General features: G+C 63.6%; 17 protein-coding genes. All 17 read right to left on the bottom strand.

Annotated features, from left to right (window positions below):
- Positions 1-14: 14 nt before the first annotated feature.
- The 17 genes from NKH83_RS26960 to NKH83_RS26880 all read right to left on the bottom strand — a co-directional run bounded on the left by NKH83_RS26960 (position 15) and on the right by NKH83_RS26880 (position 22,399).
- On the bottom strand, positions 15-707 hold the full coding sequence (locus NKH83_RS26960) for a DUF2461 domain-containing protein (RefSeq protein WP_352475364.1): 693 nt from the start codon (positions 705-707) through the stop codon (positions 15-17).
- The gene (gene ligA, locus NKH83_RS26955; RefSeq protein WP_352808132.1) at positions 707-2,914 is read right to left on the bottom strand and encodes an NAD-dependent DNA ligase LigA; all 2,208 of its coding nucleotides are present in this window, start codon (positions 2,912-2,914) and stop codon (positions 707-709) included. Before ligA ends, NKH83_RS26960 begins: the two co-directional genes overlap by 1 nt.
- Before the next feature lie 240 nt (positions 2,915-3,154).
- Positions 3,155-4,828, bottom strand: a complete 1,674-nt coding sequence (gene recN, locus NKH83_RS26950; RefSeq protein ID WP_352808131.1) for a DNA repair protein RecN — start codon at positions 4,826-4,828, stop codon at positions 3,155-3,157.
- Positions 4,829-4,841: 13 nt separating this feature from the next.
- Complete coding sequence (locus tag NKH83_RS26945) at positions 4,842-5,711, bottom strand: outer membrane protein assembly factor BamD (RefSeq protein WP_352475367.1); 870 nt, start codon at positions 5,709-5,711, stop codon at positions 4,842-4,844.
- A gap of 204 nt (positions 5,712-5,915) precedes the next feature.
- A complete protein-coding gene (gene lpxC, locus NKH83_RS26940) occupies positions 5,916-6,863 on the bottom strand; it encodes a UDP-3-O-acyl-N-acetylglucosamine deacetylase (protein ID WP_352808130.1) in 948 nt (315 codons plus the stop codon).
- Positions 6,864-7,143: 280 nt separating this feature from the next.
- Positions 7,144-8,814 carry a cell division protein FtsZ gene (gene ftsZ, locus NKH83_RS26935; RefSeq protein ID WP_254818983.1) on the bottom strand — a complete coding sequence of 557 codons (1,671 nt, stop codon included), beginning with the start codon at positions 8,812-8,814 and terminating at the stop codon, positions 7,144-7,146.
- A 67-nt stretch (positions 8,815-8,881) separates the two neighbouring features.
- The gene (gene ftsA, locus NKH83_RS26930; protein ID WP_254818984.1) at positions 8,882-10,189 is read right to left on the bottom strand and encodes a cell division protein FtsA; all 1,308 of its coding nucleotides are present in this window, start codon (positions 10,187-10,189) and stop codon (positions 8,882-8,884) included.
- Positions 10,186-11,127: a cell division protein FtsQ/DivIB gene (locus tag NKH83_RS26925; RefSeq protein WP_352475368.1), complete on the bottom strand. Its 942-nt coding sequence runs from the start codon at positions 11,125-11,127 to the stop codon at positions 10,186-10,188. Before NKH83_RS26925 ends, ftsA begins: the two co-directional genes overlap by 4 nt.
- Positions 11,115-12,041, bottom strand: a complete 927-nt coding sequence (locus NKH83_RS26920; RefSeq protein WP_352475369.1) for a D-alanine--D-alanine ligase — start codon at positions 12,039-12,041, stop codon at positions 11,115-11,117. Before NKH83_RS26920 ends, NKH83_RS26925 begins: the two co-directional genes overlap by 13 nt.
- 312 nt (positions 12,042-12,353) lie before the next feature.
- A complete protein-coding gene (gene murB, locus NKH83_RS26915; RefSeq protein ID WP_352475370.1) occupies positions 12,354-13,319 on the bottom strand; it encodes a UDP-N-acetylmuramate dehydrogenase in 966 nt (321 codons plus the stop codon).
- On the bottom strand, positions 13,316-14,722 hold the full coding sequence (gene murC, locus NKH83_RS26910; protein ID WP_254818988.1) for a UDP-N-acetylmuramate--L-alanine ligase: 1,407 nt from the start codon (positions 14,720-14,722) through the stop codon (positions 13,316-13,318). Before murC ends, murB begins: the two co-directional genes overlap by 4 nt.
- On the bottom strand, positions 14,719-15,846 hold the full coding sequence (gene murG / locus NKH83_RS26905; RefSeq protein ID WP_352475371.1) for an undecaprenyldiphospho-muramoylpentapeptide beta-N-acetylglucosaminyltransferase: 1,128 nt from the start codon (positions 15,844-15,846) through the stop codon (positions 14,719-14,721). The genes murC and murG overlap by 4 nt, the downstream gene beginning before the upstream one ends.
- A 1-nt stretch (position 15,847) precedes the next feature.
- A complete protein-coding gene (ftsW, locus tag NKH83_RS26900; RefSeq protein ID WP_352808129.1) occupies positions 15,848-16,999 on the bottom strand; it encodes a putative lipid II flippase FtsW in 1,152 nt (383 codons plus the stop codon).
- Complete coding sequence (gene murD, locus NKH83_RS26895; RefSeq protein WP_352475373.1) at positions 16,999-18,399, bottom strand: UDP-N-acetylmuramoyl-L-alanine--D-glutamate ligase; 1,401 nt, start codon at positions 18,397-18,399, stop codon at positions 16,999-17,001. The genes ftsW and murD overlap by 1 nt, the downstream gene beginning before the upstream one ends.
- A gap of 8 nt (positions 18,400-18,407) precedes the next feature.
- Entirely contained in the window at positions 18,408-19,490 is a 1,083-nt protein-coding gene (gene mraY, locus NKH83_RS26890) for a phospho-N-acetylmuramoyl-pentapeptide-transferase (RefSeq protein ID WP_254818991.1), read from the bottom strand.
- Positions 19,491-19,514: 24 nt separating this feature from the next.
- Positions 19,515-20,948 carry a UDP-N-acetylmuramoylalanyl-D-glutamyl-2,6-diaminopimelate--D-alanyl-D-alanine ligase gene (locus NKH83_RS26885; RefSeq protein WP_352808128.1) on the bottom strand — a complete coding sequence of 478 codons (1,434 nt, stop codon included), beginning with the start codon at positions 20,946-20,948 and terminating at the stop codon, positions 19,515-19,517.
- Positions 20,945-22,399, bottom strand: coding sequence for a UDP-N-acetylmuramoyl-L-alanyl-D-glutamate--2,6-diaminopimelate ligase (locus NKH83_RS26880; protein ID WP_352808127.1), 1,455 nt, complete (start codon positions 22,397-22,399; stop codon positions 20,945-20,947). The genes NKH83_RS26885 and NKH83_RS26880 overlap by 4 nt, the downstream gene beginning before the upstream one ends.
- Positions 22,400-22,407 lie beyond the last annotated feature (8 nt).

The following is a 22,407-nucleotide window of genomic DNA, read 5'->3' as shown; positions in this document are numbered from 1 at the left end:
GTCTGATTTTTCCGCTAGCGCTGCGAAGCCTTGCCTTCGATCGCCCTGCCCCAGTCGAGCAGCGGTTTTGCCCGCATGACGAAGTCGACGAGTTCGTCGACCAATCCAGCTCCGTAGATATCCGCCGGCTCGATTGCGTGCCGGACGGCGAAATGACGATTGCGGATGGCGGCCACGAGATCGGGCTCGATAACGTGCTCGAAGCCGCGCGGCGTGCGCTTCATACAGCCGTCCCGGTCGAGCTCGAGACCATTCTTCTTCAGCGCCGCGACGAGCGTGCGGAACTCAGCGGGCCGCTTTGCGATGGCGTTGCGCAGCGCCAGCAATAGCTCCGGTCCGGGCTGCCACCAGGCAACAGCGGCAAAGCAGCGCTCGAGCCCGATGTGGATGTAAAACACGCCCTGTTCCATCTTGGTGCCGTCGGGCGAAAGGATCGCCGACAGATGCCGGTTGTAAGGCCGTTTGTCCTTGGCGAAACGCACGTCGCGATTAATCCGGAACAGCGACTTCTTGCGGTCGCCGCGCAGGCCGAGCCCCAATGCCGTGAAGCGCTCGGAGAGCGCCTCGACCAGATCGCCGAAGGGATTGCGCAGGTCCCGCTCGAAGAGCTCGCGGTTTTCCAAAAACCACTCCCGGCTCTGATGAAAATCCAGTGCCTTGAGGAAAGGAATGGCCTTGTCACCAAAACCATTGAATTCAGCCGGCATCACGAGCCCTTGCCGATCCGCTCGAGCCAGGCATCCTCATCGATGACTTCGATACCGTGTTCGGCAGCCAGCTTGAGCTTGGAGCCAGCACCGGGCCCGGCGACGACGAGGTCGGTCTTCGCGGAAACCGAGCCGGCGACCTTCGCGCCGAGACGTTCAGCCATCGCCTTGGCCTCGGGGCGCGTCATCTTTTCGAGCGTGCCTGTAAACACGATCGTCCTGCCGGCGACCGCACTATCGGCTGAGACGTTCACGATGTACGGCTTCGGGTGGACCTGTGTGAGCAGCGCTTCAAGCACGGCGTCGTTGCGTTCATTGCCGAAGAAATCGCGAAGAGCGCCTATCACGGTATCGCCGATGCCGTTGATCGAAGGAAAAACGGTGTGTGGATCGGCTGCCGCTGCTGTCTCCTTGCCAATGCGGATCAACTCCTCGATCGTCGAGAAGGTTCGGGCGAGCACAGCGGCCGTCGTTTCGCCGATATGGCGGATGCCCAGCGCAAAGATGAAGCGATCAAGTTCCGGTTCGCGGCGAGCGTCGATGGCAGCGAAGAGCTTGTCGAGACCTTCATAGTTGCGTTCTTCGACACCGCGTACATTCTTCCGCGTCTTGCCTGAAGCAGCCTCACGCTGCCTGGCCTGCTCCTCCCGCCGCTCCACCAATGCCTTGATGACGGCGGGTCGGCGGTCCCTGAGAGTGAAAATATCGGCGGCCGTCTTGATCAATCCGGCATTGAAGAACAGGTCAATGTTTTCAGCGCCCAGACCTTCGATATCCATGGCGCCGCGTGACACGAAGTGACGCAATCCTTCCACGGCCTGGGCGGGGCAGATCAGCTCGCCGGTGCAACGTCGGCGGGAATCTTCCTTGCCGGTCTTCTCGTTGATCTCGCGCGTTGCCGGCGAGCCGCAGATCGGGCATTTGTGCGGGAATTCGTAGGGCACGGCGTCTGGCGGACGCTTGTCGACGACGACGCTGACGATCTGCGGAATGACGTCCCCCGCCCGCTGGATGACCACCGTGTCGCCGATACGTATGTCGTTGCCGTCGCGGATCGGCTGGCCGTTGCTGTCCAGACCCTTGATGTAGTCTTCGTTGTGAAGCGTGACATTCTCGACCACGACGCCGCCGACCGTGACGGGCGCAAGCCGGGCAACGGGCGCCAGCGTACCGGTACGGCCGACCTGAATGTCGATCCTGCGCACGGTCGTCATCGCCTGTTCGGCCGGAAATTTGTGAGCGATGGCCCAGCGTGGTTCGCCGGTGACGAAGCCCCATCTGCGCTGCAGCTCCAATTGATCGACCTTGTAGACCACGCCGTCGATGTCGTAGCCAAGCGATGAGCGCTGGGCCTCGATGAGGTGATAATGCGCGATCAGTTCGTCGACCGATTTTGCCCGGACCATCAGCGGACTGACCTTGAACCCCCACTCCGCGAATTTTTGCACGGAATCGTATTGGGTCGGAGCTGGATCCTTCGAAGTATAGCCCCAGGCGTAGGCAAAGAATTTGAGGTTGCGGCTGGCGGTAACGGACGGGTCCTTCTGACGGAGCGATCCGGCCGCCGTATTGCGCGGATTGACGTAATCCTGGCCGCCGATCGCCGCCGAGCGTTGCTTCAGCGCCTCGAATTCGGCGTAGGTCATATAGACCTCACCGCGTATTTCGATGACCTCGGGCCAGCCCGACCCCTTCAAGGTCTTGGGAATGTCGGCGATGGTCTTGAGATTGGCGGTGATATCCTCGCCGACGACGCCGTCGCCGCGCGTTGCCCCCTGCACGAACACACCGCCTTCATACCGCAGGGAAGCCGATAGCCCGTCGATCTTCGGCTCTGCCGTGAAGGCGATGTTCAGATCCTTGTCGCGATCAAAGAATCGCCGGCCCCGTTCTATGAAGTCCGCGACGTCCTGGTCGGTATAGGCCTTGGCCAGGCTGAGCATCGGCACCGTGTGGCGCACCTTGGCAAAACCTTCCGCCGGCGGCGCGCCGACCCTGCGCGAGGGCGAATCCTCGCGCACAAGATGCGGGAACCGCTGTTCGATGGCGAGGTTGCGCCGGGTCAGCGCGTCATATTCCGCATCCGTGATTATCGGCGCGTCCTCGCCATGGTAGCGCCGGTCGTGCTCGGCGATCTCCTCCGCCAACCGCTTCAACTCGCTTGCCGCCTCGCTTTCGCTGAGCGAATCGACTGGTTCTTCGTCCATGCACTGCTCCCTCCACGGTGGCGCGACACAATAGAACAGGATTTTCTCATGAGGGAGAGACCAGACACCGAAAATCATTCCTGAACAGCAGGATGGCGCCATACCCTGACTCAGGTCGCGAGCGCCGCAAACGAACTCGTCTGGAGCAATCCCAGGAAAACTGTGAAACGGTTTTCCGTCCGGAATTGCGCAAAACAAAGAGATAGAGCGGTTCGGCGTTTCCGTGAAGGATGAACCGCTCTAGGCTGCCGCGGTGTTCTCCCGCAGCAGCCGCTCGGCCGCCGCGCGCGCCTCGTCTGTAATGGTGGCGCCGGCGAGCATGCGTGCGATCTCTTCCTGCCGTGCCGCCCGGTCCATCTCGGCGATGCCGGTCGAGACGCGGTCGGCACCGCCTGATTTGGAGATCAGGAAATGCGTCGCCGCGCGCGCCGCCACTTGCGGTGCATGCGTGACCGAAAGCACCTGCACGCGTTTTGCCAGCCGCGCCAGCCGCTGGCCGATGGCGTCGGCAACCGCGCCGCCGACGCCGGTGTCAATCTCATCAAAGACCAAAGTGGGCGCCGACCCGCGATCGGCCAGCGCGACTTTCAACGCCAGCAGGAAGCGCGAAAGCTCGCCGCCGGAAGCGACCTTCATCATTGGGCCGGGCCTGGTGCCGGGATTGGTGCGTACCCAGAACTCGACCTGGTCGATGCCTTCTTCCATGCGGCTCTCGGCATCGCTTGCGATCTCGACGATGAACTCGGCCCGTTCGAGCTTCAGCGCCGGCAGTTCGGCCATTACCGCCTTGGTCAGCCCGACGGCCGCCGCATGGCGAAGCGACGACAGCTGGGCCGCCGTAATGTCGTAGGCCTGGCGCGCCGCCGCAGCCTGTTTCTCCAGCGCATGCAGGCGCTCCTCGCCGGCGTCGAGATCGGCAAGGTCGGCAGCCATGGTGTCACGCAATTGCGCCAGGTCATCCACGGCGACGCTGTGCTTGCGCGAGGCGGCACGCAGCGAAAACAGCCGCTCCTCAGCCTTCTCCAGCCGCTGCGGATCATATTCGGTCGCGCGAAGTGCTGCTTCGACGCCCGACTGCGCCGCGTCGAGCGACAGCATCGCTTCGTCGAGCGATTTGACGACGTCCTCGAGCAGCCCCGGCGCTTCGGTCGCCTTTCGCTGCAGCCGCCTGAGCAGGCTGGCCAGTTGCGGCAAGGGCGAGGACGGGCCCGAGAGCACATCCTGCGCATCGTGGATTTCCGAGGCGATCTTTTCGGCACGCATCATCGAGGCGCGCAGTTCGGCCAGTTCGGTCTCTTCGCCCGGTTGCGGATCGAGCCTGGTCAATTCGGCGACCGCAGCACGCAGATAATCGGCCTCACGGGCAGCTGCCTCGACTTTGGCCCGGTGCCGTGAAAATTCCTGCTCGCAGGTACGCCAATGCCGCCACGCCTGGCCGGTTGCCCGAGCAGCGCCGAGATGGCCGCCGAAACTGTCGAGCAACTCGCGATGGGCGCCGGGATCGACCAAAGCGCGCTCGTCATGCTGGCCGTGGATCTCGACCAGCGCACGGCCGATGTCGCGCATCAGCGTCACGCTGGACGGCTGATCGTTGACGAACACGCGCGTGCGGCCGTCAGCCGTCTGGACGCGGCGCAGGATGATGTCGCCGTCGTCCTCGATGGCATTCTCGGCAAGCAGCATGCGAGCCGCGTGGTTGCGCGGCACGTCGAACACGGCGATGATCTGGCCTTGCGCCGCGCCATGCCGCACCAGCGAAGCGTCGCCGCGGGCGCCAAGCGCCAGCGACAACGCGTCGAGCAGGATAGATTTTCCGGCGCCGGTTTCGCCGGTAAGGACCGAAAGGCCGGACGAGAAGTCGATGTCCAGCTTCTCGATCAGAACGATATCGCGGATCGACAGTCTGGAGAGCATGGTGACGCGCCGCTCAGGCGCCGGTGATCAGCTTCCCGGCCTTGGAGATCCACGATCCGGCATTCTCGCGCGGCTCGAGCCCACCACTCTGCAGGAGCTTGTAGGAGTCCTTGTACCACTGGCTGTCGGGGTAGTTGGTGCCGAGCACGGCCGCAGCGGTCTGTGCTTCCGACGTCAGCCCCATCGCATAGTAGCTCTCGGTAAGACGCGCCAGCGCTTCCTCGACATGGCGTGTGTTGGAATAGTTCTCCACGACGTTGCGGAACCGTTTGACGGCCGCGATGTATTCGCGGCGCTCAAGATAGTAGCGGCCGATCTGCATCTCCTTGCCGGCGAGCTGATCGTTGGCGAAACGGATCTTCTCCTTAGCATCGTCGACATATTCGGAAGTCGGCCAGCGCGTCACCAGGTCCTGCATCGTCTGCGCGGTAAGACGCGCTTCCTTCTGGTCCTGGGTGACGTCCTTGATCTGGCGGTAGTAGCTCAGCCCGATAATATATTGGGCATAGGCTGCATCGTCGGTCGACGGGTAGAGGGTCAGGTAGCGCTTGGCCGAACCGATCGCCTCATCGTAATTGCCCTGACGGTAGTCGGCAAAGGCACCCATCACCATCGATTTGCGGGCGAATTCGGAATATGGATGCTGGCGGTCGACGGCATCGAACTTGCGGCTTGCCTCCTGCAGTCGCCCGGCATTCAGATTGGCGAGACCCTGATTGTAGAGCACGTCGGCCGGCTCGGTCTGATCGACATAGGTCGACAGGTCGACGTCCTTCTCGGACGACATGCAGGCCGACAGAAACAGCGATGGAACGACCACCGAAAGCGCCAGGAAAACAGCCCGCCGCAGCACCTTCGATTGACCAACTCGCTTGAAAAACATGTTTGGATTCCGCCCTTTCGGCGTCATTTCAGTCGACGGCAGCAGCCATAAACCATAATTGCCTTGCCCGGCAACGCTATCCCCGGCCAATCGCACATTTTTGTGGCGGTTTGGCGCCACCTGGAAAGCTGTGTAATTTGGCCGGCCAGTGATGCATCCATGCAACACAGCCTGACCGCAACGTGGGCCGTAAGACCTTAAGAATCAGATCATCCAGGGCGCATAGAGGGGTGCGTTGACGGCGCTCATCTCCGCGGTACGCCCGCGCTCGCGGCGCGTCGTCTCGACGATCTCGAAAGCCGAACGGTCCGACAAGAGACGGCGCAGCGCAGCGGCGTTCAGCCTGTGGCCACCACGATAGGAGCGGAAGCAGCCGATGAACCGGGCGCCGGCGAGCGCCAGATCGCCCATCGCATCCATCGTCTTGTGGCGCGCGAACTCGTTGGGATAGCGCAGGCCTCCCATGTTGATCACGCGGTTGTCGTCGCCGATCACCAGGGAGTTTTCCAACGAGGAGCCGAGCGCATAGCCGGCCGCCCACAGCCGCTCGACGTCCTTCATGAAACCGAAAGTGCGGGCCCGCGCGACGTCACGCCGGAAAATGTCGGCGTTCATGTCGGATGCAAAAAGCTGGCGCCCGATCGCCGGGCTTTCGAAATCGATCTCGATCTCGAAGCGCGTGCCGTCATAGGGCCGGAACTCCGCCCAGCAGGCGCCGTTCTCGATACGAACCGGCTTGACCACCCTGATGTAGCGACGCTTGACCGGCAGCGTTTCGATGCCTGCCTGGTCAATGGCCTCGACGAACATCACTGCGCTGCCGTCGAGGATAGGCACCTCATGGCCATCGATTTCGATGACGAGATTGTCGATCCCAAGGCCGAAAAGCGTCGCCATCAGATGCTCGACCGTGGCGATGTGCTCGCCTTGCGGATCGCCGAGCATGGTGCAGAGGTCGGTGGCACCGACCTCGGAAACGAGCGCGCGAAATTCATGGCTTCCGCTTGCATTCGAAAGCTGGAAGACGACACCCGTATCGGCGTCTGCCGGCAGGAAATGGACGGTGACCGGATTGCCACTGTGAACGCCGATGCCGGTCAGCGTCACACGCGATTTAAGTGTCGTCTGATAGTCGTGCAAAACAATCCCCATAGCCCGTACTGCCTAGGTCCGCTTCATCTGCCCTGAGGGCGCGGCTCTTGATTGATCGGCAGGCAGGGGCCACTTCCCCGAGACTCCCAGCAAACCGACTTTGGTCGGTGGCGAAGATAATGGTCCCGCAGGGAGACTCCAAATCACGGTTTCTTACTCGTTGTAACCGCGGCCCAGCGCGGGATTGTCCCGTAAGCCCCTGTTTTAAAAGTGCTTTTAATATTAACAGGCGAACAGTTTCCTGCTCGCCTGTTAACAACTATTACAAACCGTTAACAGATCAATTGGCCTGTCGGCGCAGGAAGGCGGGAATCTCCAACTGATCGTCTTCCTGGACAGCCCGGCTCTGCGGCGTCAGGCGGCCCTGCTCATCCAGCTGGCCGCGACGCGGTGCGTAAAGCTGCGGATCCTGGCTGGCTAGGCGGCGCACTTCCGCCGGCGCCTGGCGCAGTTTCGGTTCGCGAGGCTGCGCCGGCTGCAGTCTTGCAGGTTCCTCTTCGCGGCGGGTCAAGCCGTTGGTCAGGCGCTTGAGCAAGCCCATCGGGCCGCTGTTCTCGTGGTCGGCCGGGCGGGCCTTGGCTTCCACTTCGGCCTTCACCTGCGGCGGGAAATCCTCGACCCGCGGCATGCGCTGGGGTGCCGCGGCAACCGGCTGCGGCATTTCACGATGCGGAGCTGGTTGCATCGCTTGCTGAACCGCCGGCTGCATCATTGGCTGCGGCTGAGCGGGAGGCGCCTGGAAGATCTTGCTCTGCGGACGGAAGTCTTCCGCATGGGCGACCGGTGCCGGGCGGGCCTGCGCCATCGCTGCCGCATTCGCCTCGGCGAGCTGAATGGCCTCGGCGACCGGATCGGCAGCACGTGGTTCATAGATCGGTTGCTGGACAGGCGCCGGGCGCATTTCCGTGACCTGGGCCGCCGGCCGGCTGACCGGCTTCGGCGGAGCCGCGCGGATGGCGATCGGCGCGGCAGCGATTTCGGCCGCCGATTTGTCGATGCCGGTGGCGACCACCGACACGCGAATAACGCCTTCGAGTTCCTCGTCGAAGGTGGCGCCCAGAATGATGTTGGCGTCCTGGTCGACCTCTTCGCGAATGCGAGTTGCGGCCTCATCGACTTCGAACAGGGTCAGGTCGCGGCCGCCGGTGATCGAGATCAGCAGGCCCTTGGCGCCCTTCATCGAGGTCTCGTCGAGCAGCGGGTTGGCGATGGCGGCTTCAGCCGCGGCCATTGCGCGGCCCTCGCCCGAAGCCTCGCCGGTTCCCATCATCGCCTTGCCCATTTCGCGCATGACCGAGCGGACGTCGGCGAAGTCGAGATTGATCAGGCCTTCCTTGACCATCAGGTCGGTAATGCATGCAACGCCCGAATAGAGCACCTGGTCGGCCATGGCGAAGGCATCGGCGAAGGTGGTCTTATCGTTGGCCAGCCGGAACAGGTTCTGGTTGGGAATGACGATCAGGGTATCGACGCATTTCTGTAGTTCCTCGATACCCATGTCGGCCGTCTTCATGCGGCGCTGGCCTTCGAAGTGGAACGGCTTGGTGACGACGCCGACGGTAAGGATACCCTTTTCGCGGGCAGCGCGGGCAACGACGGGAGCCGCCCCGGTGCCGGTGCCGCCGCCCATGCCGGCAGTGACGAAGCACATATGCGTGTTGGAGAGATGATCGATGATCTCGTCGATGCACTCTTCCGCCGCCGCGCGCCCGACTTCAGGCTGCGATCCGGCGCCGAGACCCTCGGTGACATGCGCGCCGAGCTGGATCAGCCGCTCGGCCTTCGACATCGTCAGTGCCTGTGCGTCGGTGTTGGCCACCACGAACTCGACGCCGCGCAAGCCGGCGGTGATCATGTTGTTGACGGCATTGCCGCCGCCGCCGCCGACACCGAACACGGTGATGCGCGGCTTGAGCTCGGTGATGTCCGGCTTCTGCAGATTGATGGTCATTGTCTTCGTCCTTTGCCTTTCCCGCCGCTTCGCCGCCGCGGCCGCCTATGGGGCTGTCCCCGTCAAATTAAAAACTGTCTCTCAACCACTGACTCATTCGATGCAGTTTTCCGCCTGTTCCGGTCATCCGAAGACCGGAAATTCCCTTCGCCGGGCGGCTCTCGAAGCTCGCCATCTGCGGATAGATCAGAAGCCCGACGGGCGTCGAAAAAGCCGGCCCCTTGGCCGCCTCGGGCAGGCCTGCCACGCCAAGCGGGCGGCCAATGCGCACATTGCGGCCGAGAATGCGGCGTGCTGCTTCGGGCAGGCCGGCAAGCTGGCTGGCGCCGCCGGTCAGCACCACACGCTTGCCGACGGCATTGCCGTAGCCGGACTTGTTCAGGCGGTCGCGCAGCAATTCCAGCGTCTCGTCGATGCGGGCGCGGATGATGCGCGTCATCACCGAGCGCGGGATCTGCAACGGCACCTCGCCGTCCTCGCCGATCGGATGGATGGAAACCAGGTCGCGATCGTCGGCACTGCCAGGCAGCGCCGAGCCATGCATCACTTTCAGCCTTTCGGCGGCATCGAGCGAGGTCGATAGGCCCTTGGCCATATCCAGCGTGACGTGGTTGCCGCCGATCGCGATGGCGTCGCCGTGGACGAACTTGCCTTCCGAAAATACCGAGATCGTCGTCGTGCCGCCGCCCATGTCGATGCAGGCCGCGCCCATTTCGAGCTCGTCGTCGACCAGCGCGGCAAGCCCGCTGGCATAAGGCGTAGCCACCATGCGCTCGACCGACAGATGCGAGCGGTTGATGCAGAGCTCAAGATTGCGCAAAGGCGCCGCGTCGCCCGTCAGCACGTGCATGTCGACGCCAAGCTGGTCGCCAACCATGCCGCGCGGATCGCGCACACCGCGCTCGGCATCCAGAGAAAAGGCTACGGGAAGCGAATGGATCACCTCGCGCTCGGCCCGCAGCGCCTGCTTGGCGCCGGCGGCAAGCACGCGCTTGATGTCGGCCTCGTCGGCCTCATGGCCGCCGAGATTGATGGTGGCCGAAAAAGCCTCGCTCTTCAACCGGCCGGCAGTCATGTTGACGATCAGCGAATCGACCGTCAGTCCCGCCATGCGTTCCGCGGCGTCGACGGCAAGACGGATGGCGTGCTCGGCGCGGTCGAGATCGATGACGACGCCCGATTTCACGCCTTGCGATTTCTGGTGGCCGATGCCGATGACCTGGACGCGATGCGAGCGTCCGCGCAGCAGCTTGCCATCCTCGCGCGGCTTGAGCTTGGCCACCACGCAGCAGACCTTGCTGGAGCCGACATCCAGCACCGTCAAGATGCCGGACCGGCGCGCCGAAGCATCGCTATTGCCGCCAAGCCAGCTCATATTTTCGTCTCCGGCTTGCGCTTCAGCATCTTGGGCTTTTCGTTGAGCGCGGCCTGGCGCTGTGTCGCCGCCTCCGGCGTCAGCTGGACGACCAGACGATCGGAAAGGCGCATGTCGACGGCAGCGATGTCGCGCGTCAAAAGCCCGTTCTCGTGGTCCATCCTGACCAGGTCGGCAATCGCCTGATCCTCGCCGTCTTCGGGAAGTTTGATCGTGATGCCGTTTTCAAGCTTGAGATCCCAGCGCCGTTCGCCGATGCGGATATAGCCCTTGATCCGCGCGGCGAGCTCCGGATAATTCTTGATCTTCGCTAGGAAATCCGGCGCTTTGGCCGGTGCGCCGGTGCCGATGATCAGCGGCAGCAATATCTGCTTGCCGCCGGAGAACGGCGCAATGACGGCGCCGGATTTCTCGATGACCGAAAGCGCGCTGCCTTGCTGCCACAGCGCGAACGGCTCGCGCTCCTCGACGCGCACTTCCAGCGTATGCGGGTAGACCTTGCGCACTGCCGCGGCTTCGACCCAGGGTAGCGTGGTGATGCGTTCGCGCGCGGTTTCGGCGTCGAAGCCGATCAGCGAGGTCCAGCCGTCGAGTTCCAGCCTGTCGAGAATATCGATCTCGGATGTTTCGCGGTTGCCGACGACCTTGACCTGATCGACGGCAAAGCCGGTTCGGGCGGTGACACTCTGGACGATGGCGTCGGCATGTCCGCCGAGATAGGCGCCATAGGCACTACTCGAAACAAGCAGTGCCGCCGACAGCATGGCAGCGCAATAGGGCGGCGCCTCGAAGTCGCCTTCGCCGAGGCGCGCCAGCACGCGCACCGGCCGGCGGAGCAGGCGCGGCAGCACGAAATGGTCGAACGACAACGGCATGCCGAACAGCGCCGGCCCGGCCGCGCCCTTCCCCCTGCCCTGTCCCCACTTCAACGCAGACACGAAGCGTCCTCCACCATCCAACTCAACAAATCGCCGAACGAGTGTCCCGCTTGCGCGGCGATTTCCGGCACCAAAGACGTCGGCGTCATGCCCGGCTGGGTGTTGACCTCGAGCCAGACAATTTCGCCGTTTTCGGAGTGACGATCGTCATAACGGAAGTCCGATCGGGAAACGCCCCGACAGCCGATAGCTTGATGAGCCTTGAGTGCCAGTGTCTGTATTTTTTGGTAAATATTCGGTGAAAGTTTTGCCGGGCATTCGTGTTTTGATCCTCCCGCGACGTATTTTGAATCATAGTCGTAGAAGGAATGCCCGGTCGGGATGATCTCGCAGACACCGAGCGCCACATCGCCCATCACTGCGCAGGTCAATTCCCGCCCGTGCACATAACGCTCGACCATGACCGTATCGCCGTATCTCCACTCGGACGAGCCGATGATCTGGGGCGGATGCGACTGGCCTTCATGCACGATGACGACACCGAAGCTCGACCCTTCGTTGACCGGCTTGACCACATAGGGCGGCTTCATCGGGTGCTTGTTCTGGATGGCGAAGCGATTGGCCACCTTCGATTCCGCCACCGGAATGCCGGCCGCCTTGGCGACCTTCTTGGCCTGCTCCTTGTTCATCGCGAGCGCCGAGGCAAGCACGCCCGAATGGGTGTACGGAATGGCGAGGTACTCGAGGATGCCCTGGATGGTGCCGTCCTCGCCGAAAGGGCCGTGCAGTGCGTTGAAGACGACGTCAGGCTTGAGCGCGCCGAGCACCGAGCCGATGTCGCGCGAGACGTCGACGCGGGTGACCTGGTAGCCCTCTCCCTCGAGCGCGTCGGCGCAGGCTTTGCCCGACGACAGGGACACGGGCCGCTCGGACGAGAATCCTCCCAGAAGGACGGCCACGTGCTTGCTTGTCATTCCCCGTCATTTCCTCTCACAGCAGGCCCGCACTATCGTGCATGACCGAAAAGCATCGCGCACACTCACACGCGCCGAGCAACTTCGCTCCGTGTTTTCCGCAACATTGAGTCCGAGTCTCCCGGCAGGTTGCCCCCCAGACGGAAACGCGAGCAACGCGTCGAAACGACTCAAATCAGGAAACGCTTCAGGGCAGAGAATCAGAGAGTTGATTCGCTGGCAAGTGCTTACGATTCCGATGGATTCACTTTCCGCAAAAACGGCAGCAAAATGTGAATTCATGAGTCCGAAAAGCAACGGCGGTCGACTTGCCTAAAGCAACTGCCCGAGAAATTCCTGGACCGCATGGCCCGGCCGAAAATTACCAATGCGCTTGATCTCCCACTGCAGCCGGATGCCCGATTTTTCGAGCACGCGCGCACGCACCGTCTCACCGAGATATTCAAGCTCGTAGCCGGTGGCGGTTCCGGTGTTGATCATGAAGTTGCAATGCATCGGCGACATCTGCGCCCCGCCGACCATCAGGCCGCGGCAGCCGGCCTTGTCGATTTCCTTCCAGGCCGAGGTGCCCTCGGGGTTCTTGAAGGTCGAGCCCCCGGTTTTTTCGCGGATCGGCTGCACGGTCTCGCGATGGTTCTGGACAGCATCCATCGCGGCCTTGATCGCCGCCCTGTCCTCGGGAACGCCTTCGAGCAGCGCCGATGTGAAGATCAGCCCCGACGGCGCCGCTGAATGGCGATAGGCATAGCCCATGTCGGCATTGCTCAGCGTATGAACATTGCCCTTGCGGTCGAGTGCCCGCACCTCGACCACACGCTCGCGTGTCTCGACGCCATTGGCGCCGGCGTTCATCCTCAGCGCTCCGCCAATGGCGCCGGGAATGCCGTGGTAGAAATGAAAGCCACCGATGCCGGCCTCGTAGGCAACGGCCGCAAGACGCTTGTCGGGCGTTGCGGCGCCCGCCTTGATCATGGTCGGCGCAATCACTTCGGTCTCGCCAAAGCCTTTGGCCGAAAGCCGGATGACGAAGCCCGCAATGCCGCCGTCACGGACAAGCAGGTTCGAGCCGACGCCGACGGTGGTCAGTGGTATTTCCTCGGGCACCGCCTTCAGGAACGCGGCAAGATCGTCCTCGTCGGCCGGCTGAAACAATGCGTCCGCGAGCCCGCCGGCTCGAAACCAGGTGATCTTGTCCATCTCGGCATTGGGCGTGATGCGGCCGCGCAGTCCGGCAAGCCGGTCGCCAAGCTTCTCGATCAACGCCAGGCCGCGCATCATGAGATGGTCCCGCCGAGTTCCCTGGGCAGCGCATAGGCCCATTGGGTGATGTTGCCGGCGCCGAGGAAAACCACGAAATCGCCCGGCTTCGCCACCTCGCGAACGATCGGCCCGATCGCCGCCGGACCTTCGATGTAGCGTGCGTCGCGATGGCCGCCGGAGCGGATGCGCGACACCAGTGCGTCGGACGTAACGCCATCGATCGGCTCCTCGCCGGCCGCATAGACGGGCGCCACCATCACCGTATCGGCATCGTTGAAGCAGACGGAAAACTCGTCGAACAGATCGCGCAGCCGGGTGAAGCGGTGCGGTTGGGTAACGGCGATGATGCGGCCCTTGGTGGCGCTGCGCGCGGCCTTCAGTACCGCCGTGATCTCGACTGGATGATGACCGTAATCGTCGAACACATCGACACCGTTCCACGAACCGGTATGGGTGAAACGCCGCTTGACGCCGGCGAAGGACGACAGACCCTTCTTGATTGCCTCAGCCGAAAGGCCGAGCTCATGCGCGACGGCAATCGCCGCCGTCGCATTGGAGACATTGTGACGTCCGGGCATGGGTAGCCGCAGACCTGATATCGTTATCTGGCCGTGCGTCTTGCGATCGCGGATCACCACGTCGAATTCCGAGGTCGGGCCGTCCATGCGGTGATTGGTGAAGCGCACGTCGGCCTGCGCATTTTCGCCATAGGTGATGACGCGCCGGTCCTCGATGCGGGCGACCAGCGCCTGCACCTCGGGATGGTCGGTGCACATCACGCCGAAGCCGTAGAACGGCACATTCTCGACGAACTGACGAAACGCCTCGCGCACTTTGTCGAAGGAGCCGTAATGATCGAGATGCTCGGGGTCGATATTGGTGACGACGGCAATCTCGGCCGGCAGCCTGAGGAACGTGCCGTCGCTCTCGTCGGCCTCGACCACCATCCATTCGCCGTCGCCCATGCGGGCATTGGTGCCATAGGCATTGATGATGCCGCCATTGATCACCGTCGGGTCGAGCCCGCCGGCTTCGAGTAGCGTCGCCACCATCGAAGTCGTCGTCGTCTTGCCATGCGTGCCGCCGATCGCGACCGCTTGGCGGAACCGCATCAACTCGGCTAGCATTTCGGCGCGCCGCACGATCGGCAGCAACTTCTCTCTCGCCGCCTTCAGTTCCGGATTGGATTTCTTGATTGCGGTGGAGACGACGACCACCTCGGCCTCGCCGAGGTTTTCGGCCTGGTGGCCGACGAAGCATTCGATGCCCTTGTCGCGCAGCCGCTGCACATTGGCGCTGTCGGCCTGGTCGGACCCTTGCACCTTGTAGCCGAGATTGTGCAGCACCTCGGCGATGCCGCTCATGCCGATGCCGCCAATGCCGATGAAATGCACGAGGCCGATCGTCTGTGGCATCTTCATTCGTGCGTCTCCTTCCTGAATTCCGAAACGGATTTCCTGGACGCAATAGCCTCTGTCAGATCGGCGAGCAACCGCGCGGCATCCGGTTTTCCGGATGATTTCGCCGCCGCGGCCATTGTCGCCGCCCTGCCCGGATCATCCATCAGGGCCCCGATCAACGCAGCAATGTGCTCGGGCGAAAGCGTGGATTGCGGATGCACCTCGGCGCCGCCCGCTGCCGCAAGGGCCGCCGCATTCGCCGCCTGGTCGTGGTCGAGCGCGTGCGGATAGGGCACCAGCAGCGCCGGCCGGCCGATCACCGCGATTTCCGATACGGTCGATGCGCCGGAGCGCGACATCACCAGATGCGCCGCCGCCAGCCGCTTTGCCATGTCGGTGAAGAACGGCGACACCTCGGCCCCAATGCCAAGTGCGGCATAGGCGGCTTTCACCTGCGTCACATCGTCGGCGCGCGCCTGCTGTGTGATCGCCAGCCGCCTGCGCTGTGCGTCGGAAAGCCGGGCGATTGCCGCCGGCACCGCGTCGGAAAAGAACTGCGCGCCTTGGCTGCCGCCAAACACCAGCAATCGGAACGGCTCTCCGCCGGCCGATGCGGCATAAGGTGTCTTCGCCGCCTCCAGCACTTGCGGTCTGACCGGATTGCCGGTGGTCACCGTCTTGGCGCCGGCGGCACTGCTGTCTTCCGGCAGGAACCCACCGGCAATGGCGTCGACGCGGCCGGCAAGCGCCCGGTTGGCGCGGCCCATCACCGCATTCTGCTCGTGGATGAGCGTCGGCACCTTGCGCCTGGTCGCCGCGTAAAGCGGCGGCAGTGTCGGATAACCGCCGAAGCCGACCACGATGGCAGGCTTGATGCTGGCGATGACGGCCGATGCCTGCCGCACCCCGCGCCAGATTTTCCAAAACGCGGCGAGCACGGCAAAAGGATTTTTCGATCCCATCGTCGCCGACTGGATCGGATGGATAGCGGCTGCTGGGAACTGCCCGGTAAAGCGCTCGGCGCGCTCGTCCGTCGCCAGATGCACCGTCCAGCCGCGCCTGGTCAGTTCGTGCGCCAACGCCTCGGCCGGGAACAGGTGTCCGCCCGTGCCGCCTGCCGCCAGCAGGATGACCCCCTTCGCCATCTCACTCCGCCGGCATCGCACGCGGCGACGGCATGAAGCCCAGCTGCTTGCGCTTTTCCGGGCGCTTGCGCGTCAGCGCCAGCACCATGCCCATCGAGATGGCGATCGCGACCTGCGAAGAGCCGCCGTAGGAGATGAACGGCAGCGTCATGCCCTTGGCCGGCATCAGCTGCAGATTGACGGCCATGTTGATGACCGACTGCAGGCCGAAGACCGTGACCAGGCCGCCAACCGCATAGCGGGTGAAATCGTCCTGCTCCTTGAGCGCCGTGTTGAGACCGCGCAGCACGATGAAGCCGAAGATGGACATGATGAAGAAACACATGATCAGCCCGAATTCCTCGCCGGCGACGGAGAAGACGAAGTCGGCGTGGCTGTCGGGGATGACTCGCTTGACGGTACCCTCGCCCGGCCCGACGCCGAACCAGCCGCCATTGATCAGCGCCTCGCGGCCCATGTCGACCTGGAACGTGTCGCCCTCGCCGGTCATGAAGCGGTCAATGCGGCCGGCAACGTGCGGGAAAACCGCATAGGCGGCGAACACGCCGCCGACGCCGGCAGCACCCAGCGCGACGATCCACAGCCACGGCAACCCGGCCATGAAGAACATCACTCCCCAGGTGCCGAGCACCAGCATGGTCTGCCCAAGGTCAGGCTGCGCCACCAGCAGCGAGATAACCAGTGCAAGCAGCAACATGGCGAACAGATTGCCGGGAATGTCGGGCTGCCGCTTGTGCTCGGCGAACAGCCAGGCGCAGATGATGACGAAGGCCGGTTTCAGGAACTCGGACGGCTGGATCGACAGGCCGGCAAGCGACACCCAGCGCCGCGCGCCCTTCACCTCCACGCCGATATAGAGCACTGCCACCATCAGAAACAGCATGATGCACAGCATGACGAGCGCCATGCGCCGGATCTGCCTGGATTCAAGGAAGGAGACAGCCAGCATCACCCCAAGTGCCGGAATGGTGAAGATAATCTGGCGCGTCGCGAAGTGGAAACTGTCTAGCCCGATGCGCTCGGCCACCGCCGGGCTTGCGGCGAAGGACAAAACGATGCCGAGCCCCATCAGCGACAGGAACGCCGCCAGGAACCAGCGATCGATCGTCCACCACCAGGTCGCAACCGGGCTTTTGTCGAGACGGCTTTGCATTATCGTGTCCCTCCGATGGGCATCACGCCATCAATGGCGGTTACGGCTTGCCTGAACGCCTCGCCGCGCACTTCGAAATTCTTGAACTGGTCGAAACTGGCGCAGGCCGGCGACAGCAGCACCACCGCTTCGCCGCTACTATCCCTGGCTGCATCACGGGCGGCGTGTTCGACTGCCGCGGCCAACGTGCCTGAGATCTCGTAAGGCACCGCCTCGCCCAGCGTCGCCGAAAAGGCCGGTGCAGCTTCGCCGATCAGATAGGCCTTGGCGATGCGCGGGAAGAAGCCGCGCAACGGCTCGATGCCACCCTCCTTCGGCAGGCCGCCGGCAATCCAATGGATACGCGCAAAGCTCGACAGCGCCGGTGCAGCGGCATCGGCATTGGTCGCCTTGGAATCGTTGACGAACAGCACATGCCCTTTGCGGCCGACCTGCTCCATGCGGTGCGCCAGCCCCGGGAAACTCTCCAGTCCGGATTGGATTTCGCCGAGCTCGAGCCCGACCTTTAGGCAGGCGGCGGCGGCGGCCAGCGCATTCTGCGCATTGTGCTGGCCGCGCAAGGAGCCGATTCCTTCGAGGAAGGCGACCCGGCTGTAGCGGCCGTGCACGGCTTCCATTAAATTCGTGCCATCGGCGAAATAACCGTCGGTCAGGGGCAGGCGCTTGGAAATCCGAATGACCTGCCGGCCTGCCCGCTCCAGCCGATCGGCGATCTGGGCGCACCAGGAATCGTCGACGCCGATGATTGCGGTCTCACTGCCGGCCACCAGCCGCTCCTTAATCGAGGCGTAGTGTTGCATCGTGCCATGGCGGTCGAGATGGTCCGGCGTCAGATTGAGCAGGACGCCGGCCGTCGGATTGATCGAGGGGGCAAGGTCGATCTGGTAGGAAGAGCACTCAACCACATAGTGCCGCTCGGGCTGCGGCGGATCGAGCGTCATCACCGCACGGCCGATATTGCCGCCCATCTGCGTGTCGCGCCCGGCCGACTTGAGTATGTGCGCCGTCAATGCCGTGGTCGTCGACTTGCCGTTGGTGCCGGTGATCGCAATGAAAGGTGCTTCCGGCGCCCGCGCCGTCCGCTCGCGGCAGAAAAGCTCGATATCGCCTATGATCTCGACGCCGGAGCCCCGCGCGAGCTCGACAGTCCAGTGCGGCTTCGGGTGCGTCAGCGGCACGCCGGGCGACAGCACGAAGGCGGAAAACCTCGCCCAGTCCGCGCCGCGCAGGTCCGCGGTTGCAATACCGACCGCGCCAGCCTTGGCGACGCTGTCGGGATTGTCGTCCCAGGCCAGCACATCTGCGCCGCCTTCGATCAGCGCGCGCGCCGTGGCGATCCCCGAGCCGCCGAGCCCGAAGAGCGAAACGCGCTTGCCTGAAAAGGATGCGGCGGGGATCAAGCGGCCTCCTATCTGAGCTTCAGGGTCGACAGGCCGACCAGCGCCAGGATGACAGCGATGATCCAGAAGCGGATCACCACCTGGCTTTCGGTCCAGCCGAGCTTTTCGAAATGATGGTGGATCGGCGCCATCAGGAAGACGCGCTTGCCGGTCATCTTGAAGTAGCCGACCTGGATGATGACCGAGAATATCTCGACAACGAACAGGCCTCCGACAATGACCAGCACGATCTCGTGCTTGGTCGCCACCGCGACCGTGCCGATCAGCCCGCCCAGCGCCAGCGAGCCGGTATCGCCCATGAAGATGGCCGCCGGCGGCGCATTGAACCACAGGAAGCCGAGCCCGGCGCCGATCACCGCTCCAAGGACCACCGCCAGTTCGCCGGTACCGGGCACGAAATGGATCTGAAGATATTCGGCGAATACCGCGTTGCCGGAGAGATAGGCGATGACGCCGAAGGACGCCGCCGCGATCATGATCGGCACAATCGCCAGTCCGTCGAGGCCGTCGGTCAGGTTCACCGCATTGCCGGCGCCGACGATGACGAAGCACGAGAACGGGATGAAGAACCAGCCGAGATTGACGAGAAACTCCTTGGCGAAAGGGAATGTCAACGACGACGAGAACGGCGCCTGGCCGTTATGCATGATCACCCAAGCGGCGATGCCTGCGATGGCAAATTCGAGCCCCAGCCGAGCTTTGCCGGAGAAGCCGAGATGCGATTGCTTCGTCACCTTGAGGTAGTCGTCGTAAAAGCCGATCGAGCCGAACCCCAGCGTCACCAGCATCACCACCCAGACGTAGATGCTCGACAGGTTCGCCCACAGCAGTGACGAACCGATGATGCCGGACAGGATCATCAGCCCGCCCATGGTCGGCGTTCCCGCCTTTTTGAAATGCGTCTGTGGCCCATCGGCGCGGATCGGCTGTCCCTTGCCTTGCCGCAGCCTCAGCGAATTGATGATGGTCGGTCCGAAGATGAACACGATCAGCGCCGCTGTGATCAGCGCCCCGCCAGTGCGGAAAGTTATGTAGCGGAAGACGTTGAAGACCGAGATCTTGTCCGCAAATTCGACGAGCAGTGTTAACATGCGCTTGCGTCCCCCGGACCGATCCTAGGTCTGTCTGCTGGTTGTGGCTTCCGCCGGAAACTTGCCGAGCAATGCCTCGACCAGCTTTGAAAAGCCTATGCCTTTCGACGATTTGATCATAACCACGTCACCCGGCCTCAACTCCGACAGAAGCACCGGTTTCAGATCTTCCGCGCCGGCGCGGTACTCCGTCCTGATCTCGCCGGGCAAAACGTCGGCCAGCGCCCGCATTTCCGGGCCGCCGAGAAAAACCGTGCGCGTGTCGGTGCCGACGATCAGGTCGGCAAGGGCGGCATGCAATTTCGCCGAGTGGCCGCCGAGCTCGAGCATATCGCCGAGCACGGCAATGCGCCTGCCCTCACCCGACACCGGCGTCGTGTTGAGCAGCGCCATTGCAGCGCTCATCGACGCCGGATTGGCGTTGTAGCTCTCGTCGATCAGCGTGATCGGCCCTTTGGGGTGGCGCAACATATAGCGTTTGCCGCGTCCGCGTTCGGGCGAAAGATCGGCCAGCGCCTGCGCAACCCTGGTGACGTCGGCTCCGACCAGATGCGCTGCACCCAGCACCGCCAGCACATTCTGCACCATATGGCGGCCCGGCGCGCCGATCCTGGCGACGATCTCATGCCCGCCAATCTTGGCGGTTATCACGGAATGATCGGCATCGAGTTCGCATTTGATCAGTTTGAAGGTCGCCCGGGCATTCTCGCCGAATCCGTAAACATGCTCGACGCCGGCCTCTTTCGCCATCTTCTCCAGCAGCTTCCAGCGCGCATCGTCGCGGTTGAGAAGGGCGGCACCGCCGGGTTCCAGTCCCTCGAAAACCTCTGCCTTGGCCTTGGCGATCTCATCCAGGTTGCGGAAGAAGCCGAGGTGAGCGGCCGCGATCAGCGTGATGATGGCGACATGCGGCCGGACCATCTTGACCAGAGGCCGGATCTCGTCCGGATGGTTCATGCCGATCTCGAAGACGGCAAAATCGCAATCCTGCGGCATGCGCGCCAGCGTCAGCGGCACACCCCAGTGATTGTTAAACGACTGGGCCGATGCATGCACGGTACCGACCGCGGAGAGAGCGTGGCGCAGGGCTTCCTTGGTGGTGGTTTTGCCCGCCGATCCGGTCACGGCAATCACCCTCGCCTTTGAGCGTGCGCGCGCCGCAACGCCGAGCTTTTCCAGCGCGACGAGTACATCCTCCACGACGATCATCGGTGCCGTCAGCCGCCCCAGCGACGGCAGCTTGCCCTCGGCGACGACCAGCACGCCGGCGCCCGCCTTGATGGCGGCGGTGACGAAATCATGGCCGTCCATGGCCTCGCCCTTGATGGCGAAGAAAGCATCTCCCGGCTGCAGGCTGCGGCTGTCGATGGAAATGCCGGCAATGCCTTCAGGCATCGAGCCGAGCGGCCGGCCATCCATGGCGGCAACCAGCGCCTCGGAGGTCCACAGATGGTTCACGCCGCATGCTCCCTGAGCGCCGAGCGAACTTCCTCATGATCGGAAAAATGCAGCGTCTCGGCACCGATGGTCTGGCCTTCCTCATGGCCCTTGCCGGCCACGATCAGCGTATCGCCGGCGTGAAGCATCCCGACTGCCTGGTGGATGGCCTTGCGCCGGTCGCCGATCTCGATCGCCCCCGGTGCAGCCGCCAGGATGGCGGCGCGGATCGTCTCGGGGACTTCCGAGCGGGGATTGTCGTCGGTGACGATGACGACATCGGCCAGCCTTGTGGCGATCTCGCCCATGATCGGCCGCTTGCCCCGGTCGCGGTCGCCACCGCAACCGAATACGACGATGACGCGGCCGGTGGTAAAGGGGCGCACCGAAGCCAGCACGTTTTCCAGCGCATCCGGCTTATGAGCATAGTCGACATAGACGGGCGCGCCGTTGGCGGCCGTCCCGACAAGGTCGAGCCGTCCCGGCGCGCCCTTCAATTTCTCCAGCGCCATCAACGCTTTGGCAACAGATGTTCCAGTCGAAATGGCGAGGCCGGCCGACACCAGCGCATTTGCTATCTGGAAGTCGCCAGCCAGCGGCAAGTCGACTTCATGGAGAACGCCGTCCGCTTCGACCTCGGCGCGCTGGCGGTGGCGCTCGTGCTCGACCCGCTTCAGCCGCAGGAAATCGCCGTGGCGTCCGACCGTCAGCACGTTCAGTCCCGCTGCATGCGCCGCCTTGATCGTCGGCTCCGACCACGGGTCGTCGGCAAAGATAACGGCCGGCGCGCCCTTCGGCAGCAGCGCGTCGAACAGACGCAATTTGGCGCGATGATAGTCCTCGACCGTCGGATGATAGTCCATATGGTCGCGGCCGAGATTGGTGAAGCCGCCGGCCGCAAGCTTGACGCCGTCGAGCCGGCGCTGGTCGAGGCCATGGCTGGACGCTTCCATCGCGGCGCGGGTGACGCCGGCCTCCGCCAGTTCCTTGAGCAGCCTGTGCAATGCCACCGGATCCGGCGTGGTCAGCGAGCCATATTCGTTGCGGCCCGGCGCCACCACGCCGGTCGTGCCGATCGAGGCGGCGGCGAAACCCGCCTGCTCCCATATCTGCCGGGTGAATGCGGCGACCGAGGTCTTGCCGCTGGTTCCGGTCACCGCGACCATGGTTTGTGGTTGCTTGCCGAAATAACGGGCCGCACTCTGCGCCAGCGCAAGGCGCGGATCGTCTACGACAAGAACCGGCACTGGCAGCCCGGCGACCGCACTGCCCTTGCCGACCACGATCGCTGCGGCGCCGCGGCTCGCGGCGTCGGCTGCATAGGCTGCGCCATCCGCCTTGGAGCCGGTCAGCGCGAAAAAGACGACGCCCTCTGTTACCTGGCGGGAATCCGACGAAATCCCTGTAACCTCCATGTCGAAGGGAGCTGTCCCATCGACAGGCAGGATACCGGCTAGATTTTTCAGCTTCATCGAACCCC

The organism is Mesorhizobium sp. M0909, from assembly GCF_040319515.1.
Lineage (GTDB): Bacteria > Pseudomonadota > Alphaproteobacteria > Rhizobiales > Rhizobiaceae > Mesorhizobium.
This window is presented reverse-complemented; position numbering and strand designations above follow the sequence as displayed.

Excerpts from the sequence above, each read along its gene's own strand:
- NKH83_RS26960 (WP_352475364.1), bottom strand. The coding sequence starts at position 707 with ATGCCGGCTGAATTCAATGGTTTTGGTGACAAGGCCATTCCTTTCCTC.
- ligA (WP_352808132.1), bottom strand. The coding sequence starts at position 2,914 with ATGGACGAAGAACCAGTCGATTCGCTCAGCGAAAGCGAGGCGGCAAGC.
- recN (WP_352808131.1), bottom strand. The coding sequence starts at position 4,828 with ATGCTCTCCAGACTGTCGATCCGCGATATCGTTCTGATCGAGAAGCTG.
- NKH83_RS26945 (WP_352475367.1), bottom strand. The coding sequence starts at position 5,711 with ATGTTTTTCAAGCGAGTTGGTCAATCGAAGGTGCTGCGGCGGGCTGTT.
- lpxC (WP_352808130.1), bottom strand. The coding sequence starts at position 6,863 with ATGGGGATTGTTTTGCACGACTATCAGACGACACTTAAATCGCGTGTG.
- ftsZ (WP_254818983.1), bottom strand. The coding sequence starts at position 8,814 with ATGACCATCAATCTGCAGAAGCCGGACATCACCGAGCTCAAGCCGCGC.
- ftsA (WP_254818984.1), bottom strand. The coding sequence starts at position 10,189 with ATGAGCTGGCTTGGCGGCAATAGCGATGCTTCGGCGCGCCGGTCCGGC.
- NKH83_RS26920 (WP_352475369.1), bottom strand. The coding sequence starts at position 12,041 with ATGACAAGCAAGCACGTGGCCGTCCTTCTGGGAGGATTCTCGTCCGAG.
- murB (WP_352475370.1), bottom strand. The coding sequence starts at position 13,319 with ATGATGCGCGGCCTGGCGTTGATCGAGAAGCTTGGCGACCGGCTTGCC.
- murC (WP_254818988.1), bottom strand. The coding sequence starts at position 14,722 with ATGAAGATGCCACAGACGATCGGCCTCGTGCATTTCATCGGCATTGGC.
- murG (WP_352475371.1), bottom strand. The coding sequence starts at position 15,846 with ATGGCGAAGGGGGTCATCCTGCTGGCGGCAGGCGGCACGGGCGGACAC.
- ftsW (WP_352808129.1), bottom strand. The coding sequence starts at position 16,999 with ATGCAAAGCCGTCTCGACAAAAGCCCGGTTGCGACCTGGTGGTGGACG.
- mraY (WP_254818991.1), bottom strand. The coding sequence starts at position 19,490 with ATGTTAACACTGCTCGTCGAATTTGCGGACAAGATCTCGGTCTTCAAC.
- NKH83_RS26880 (WP_352808127.1), bottom strand. The coding sequence starts at position 22,399 with ATGAAGCTGAAAAATCTAGCCGGTATCCTGCCTGTCGATGGGACAGCT.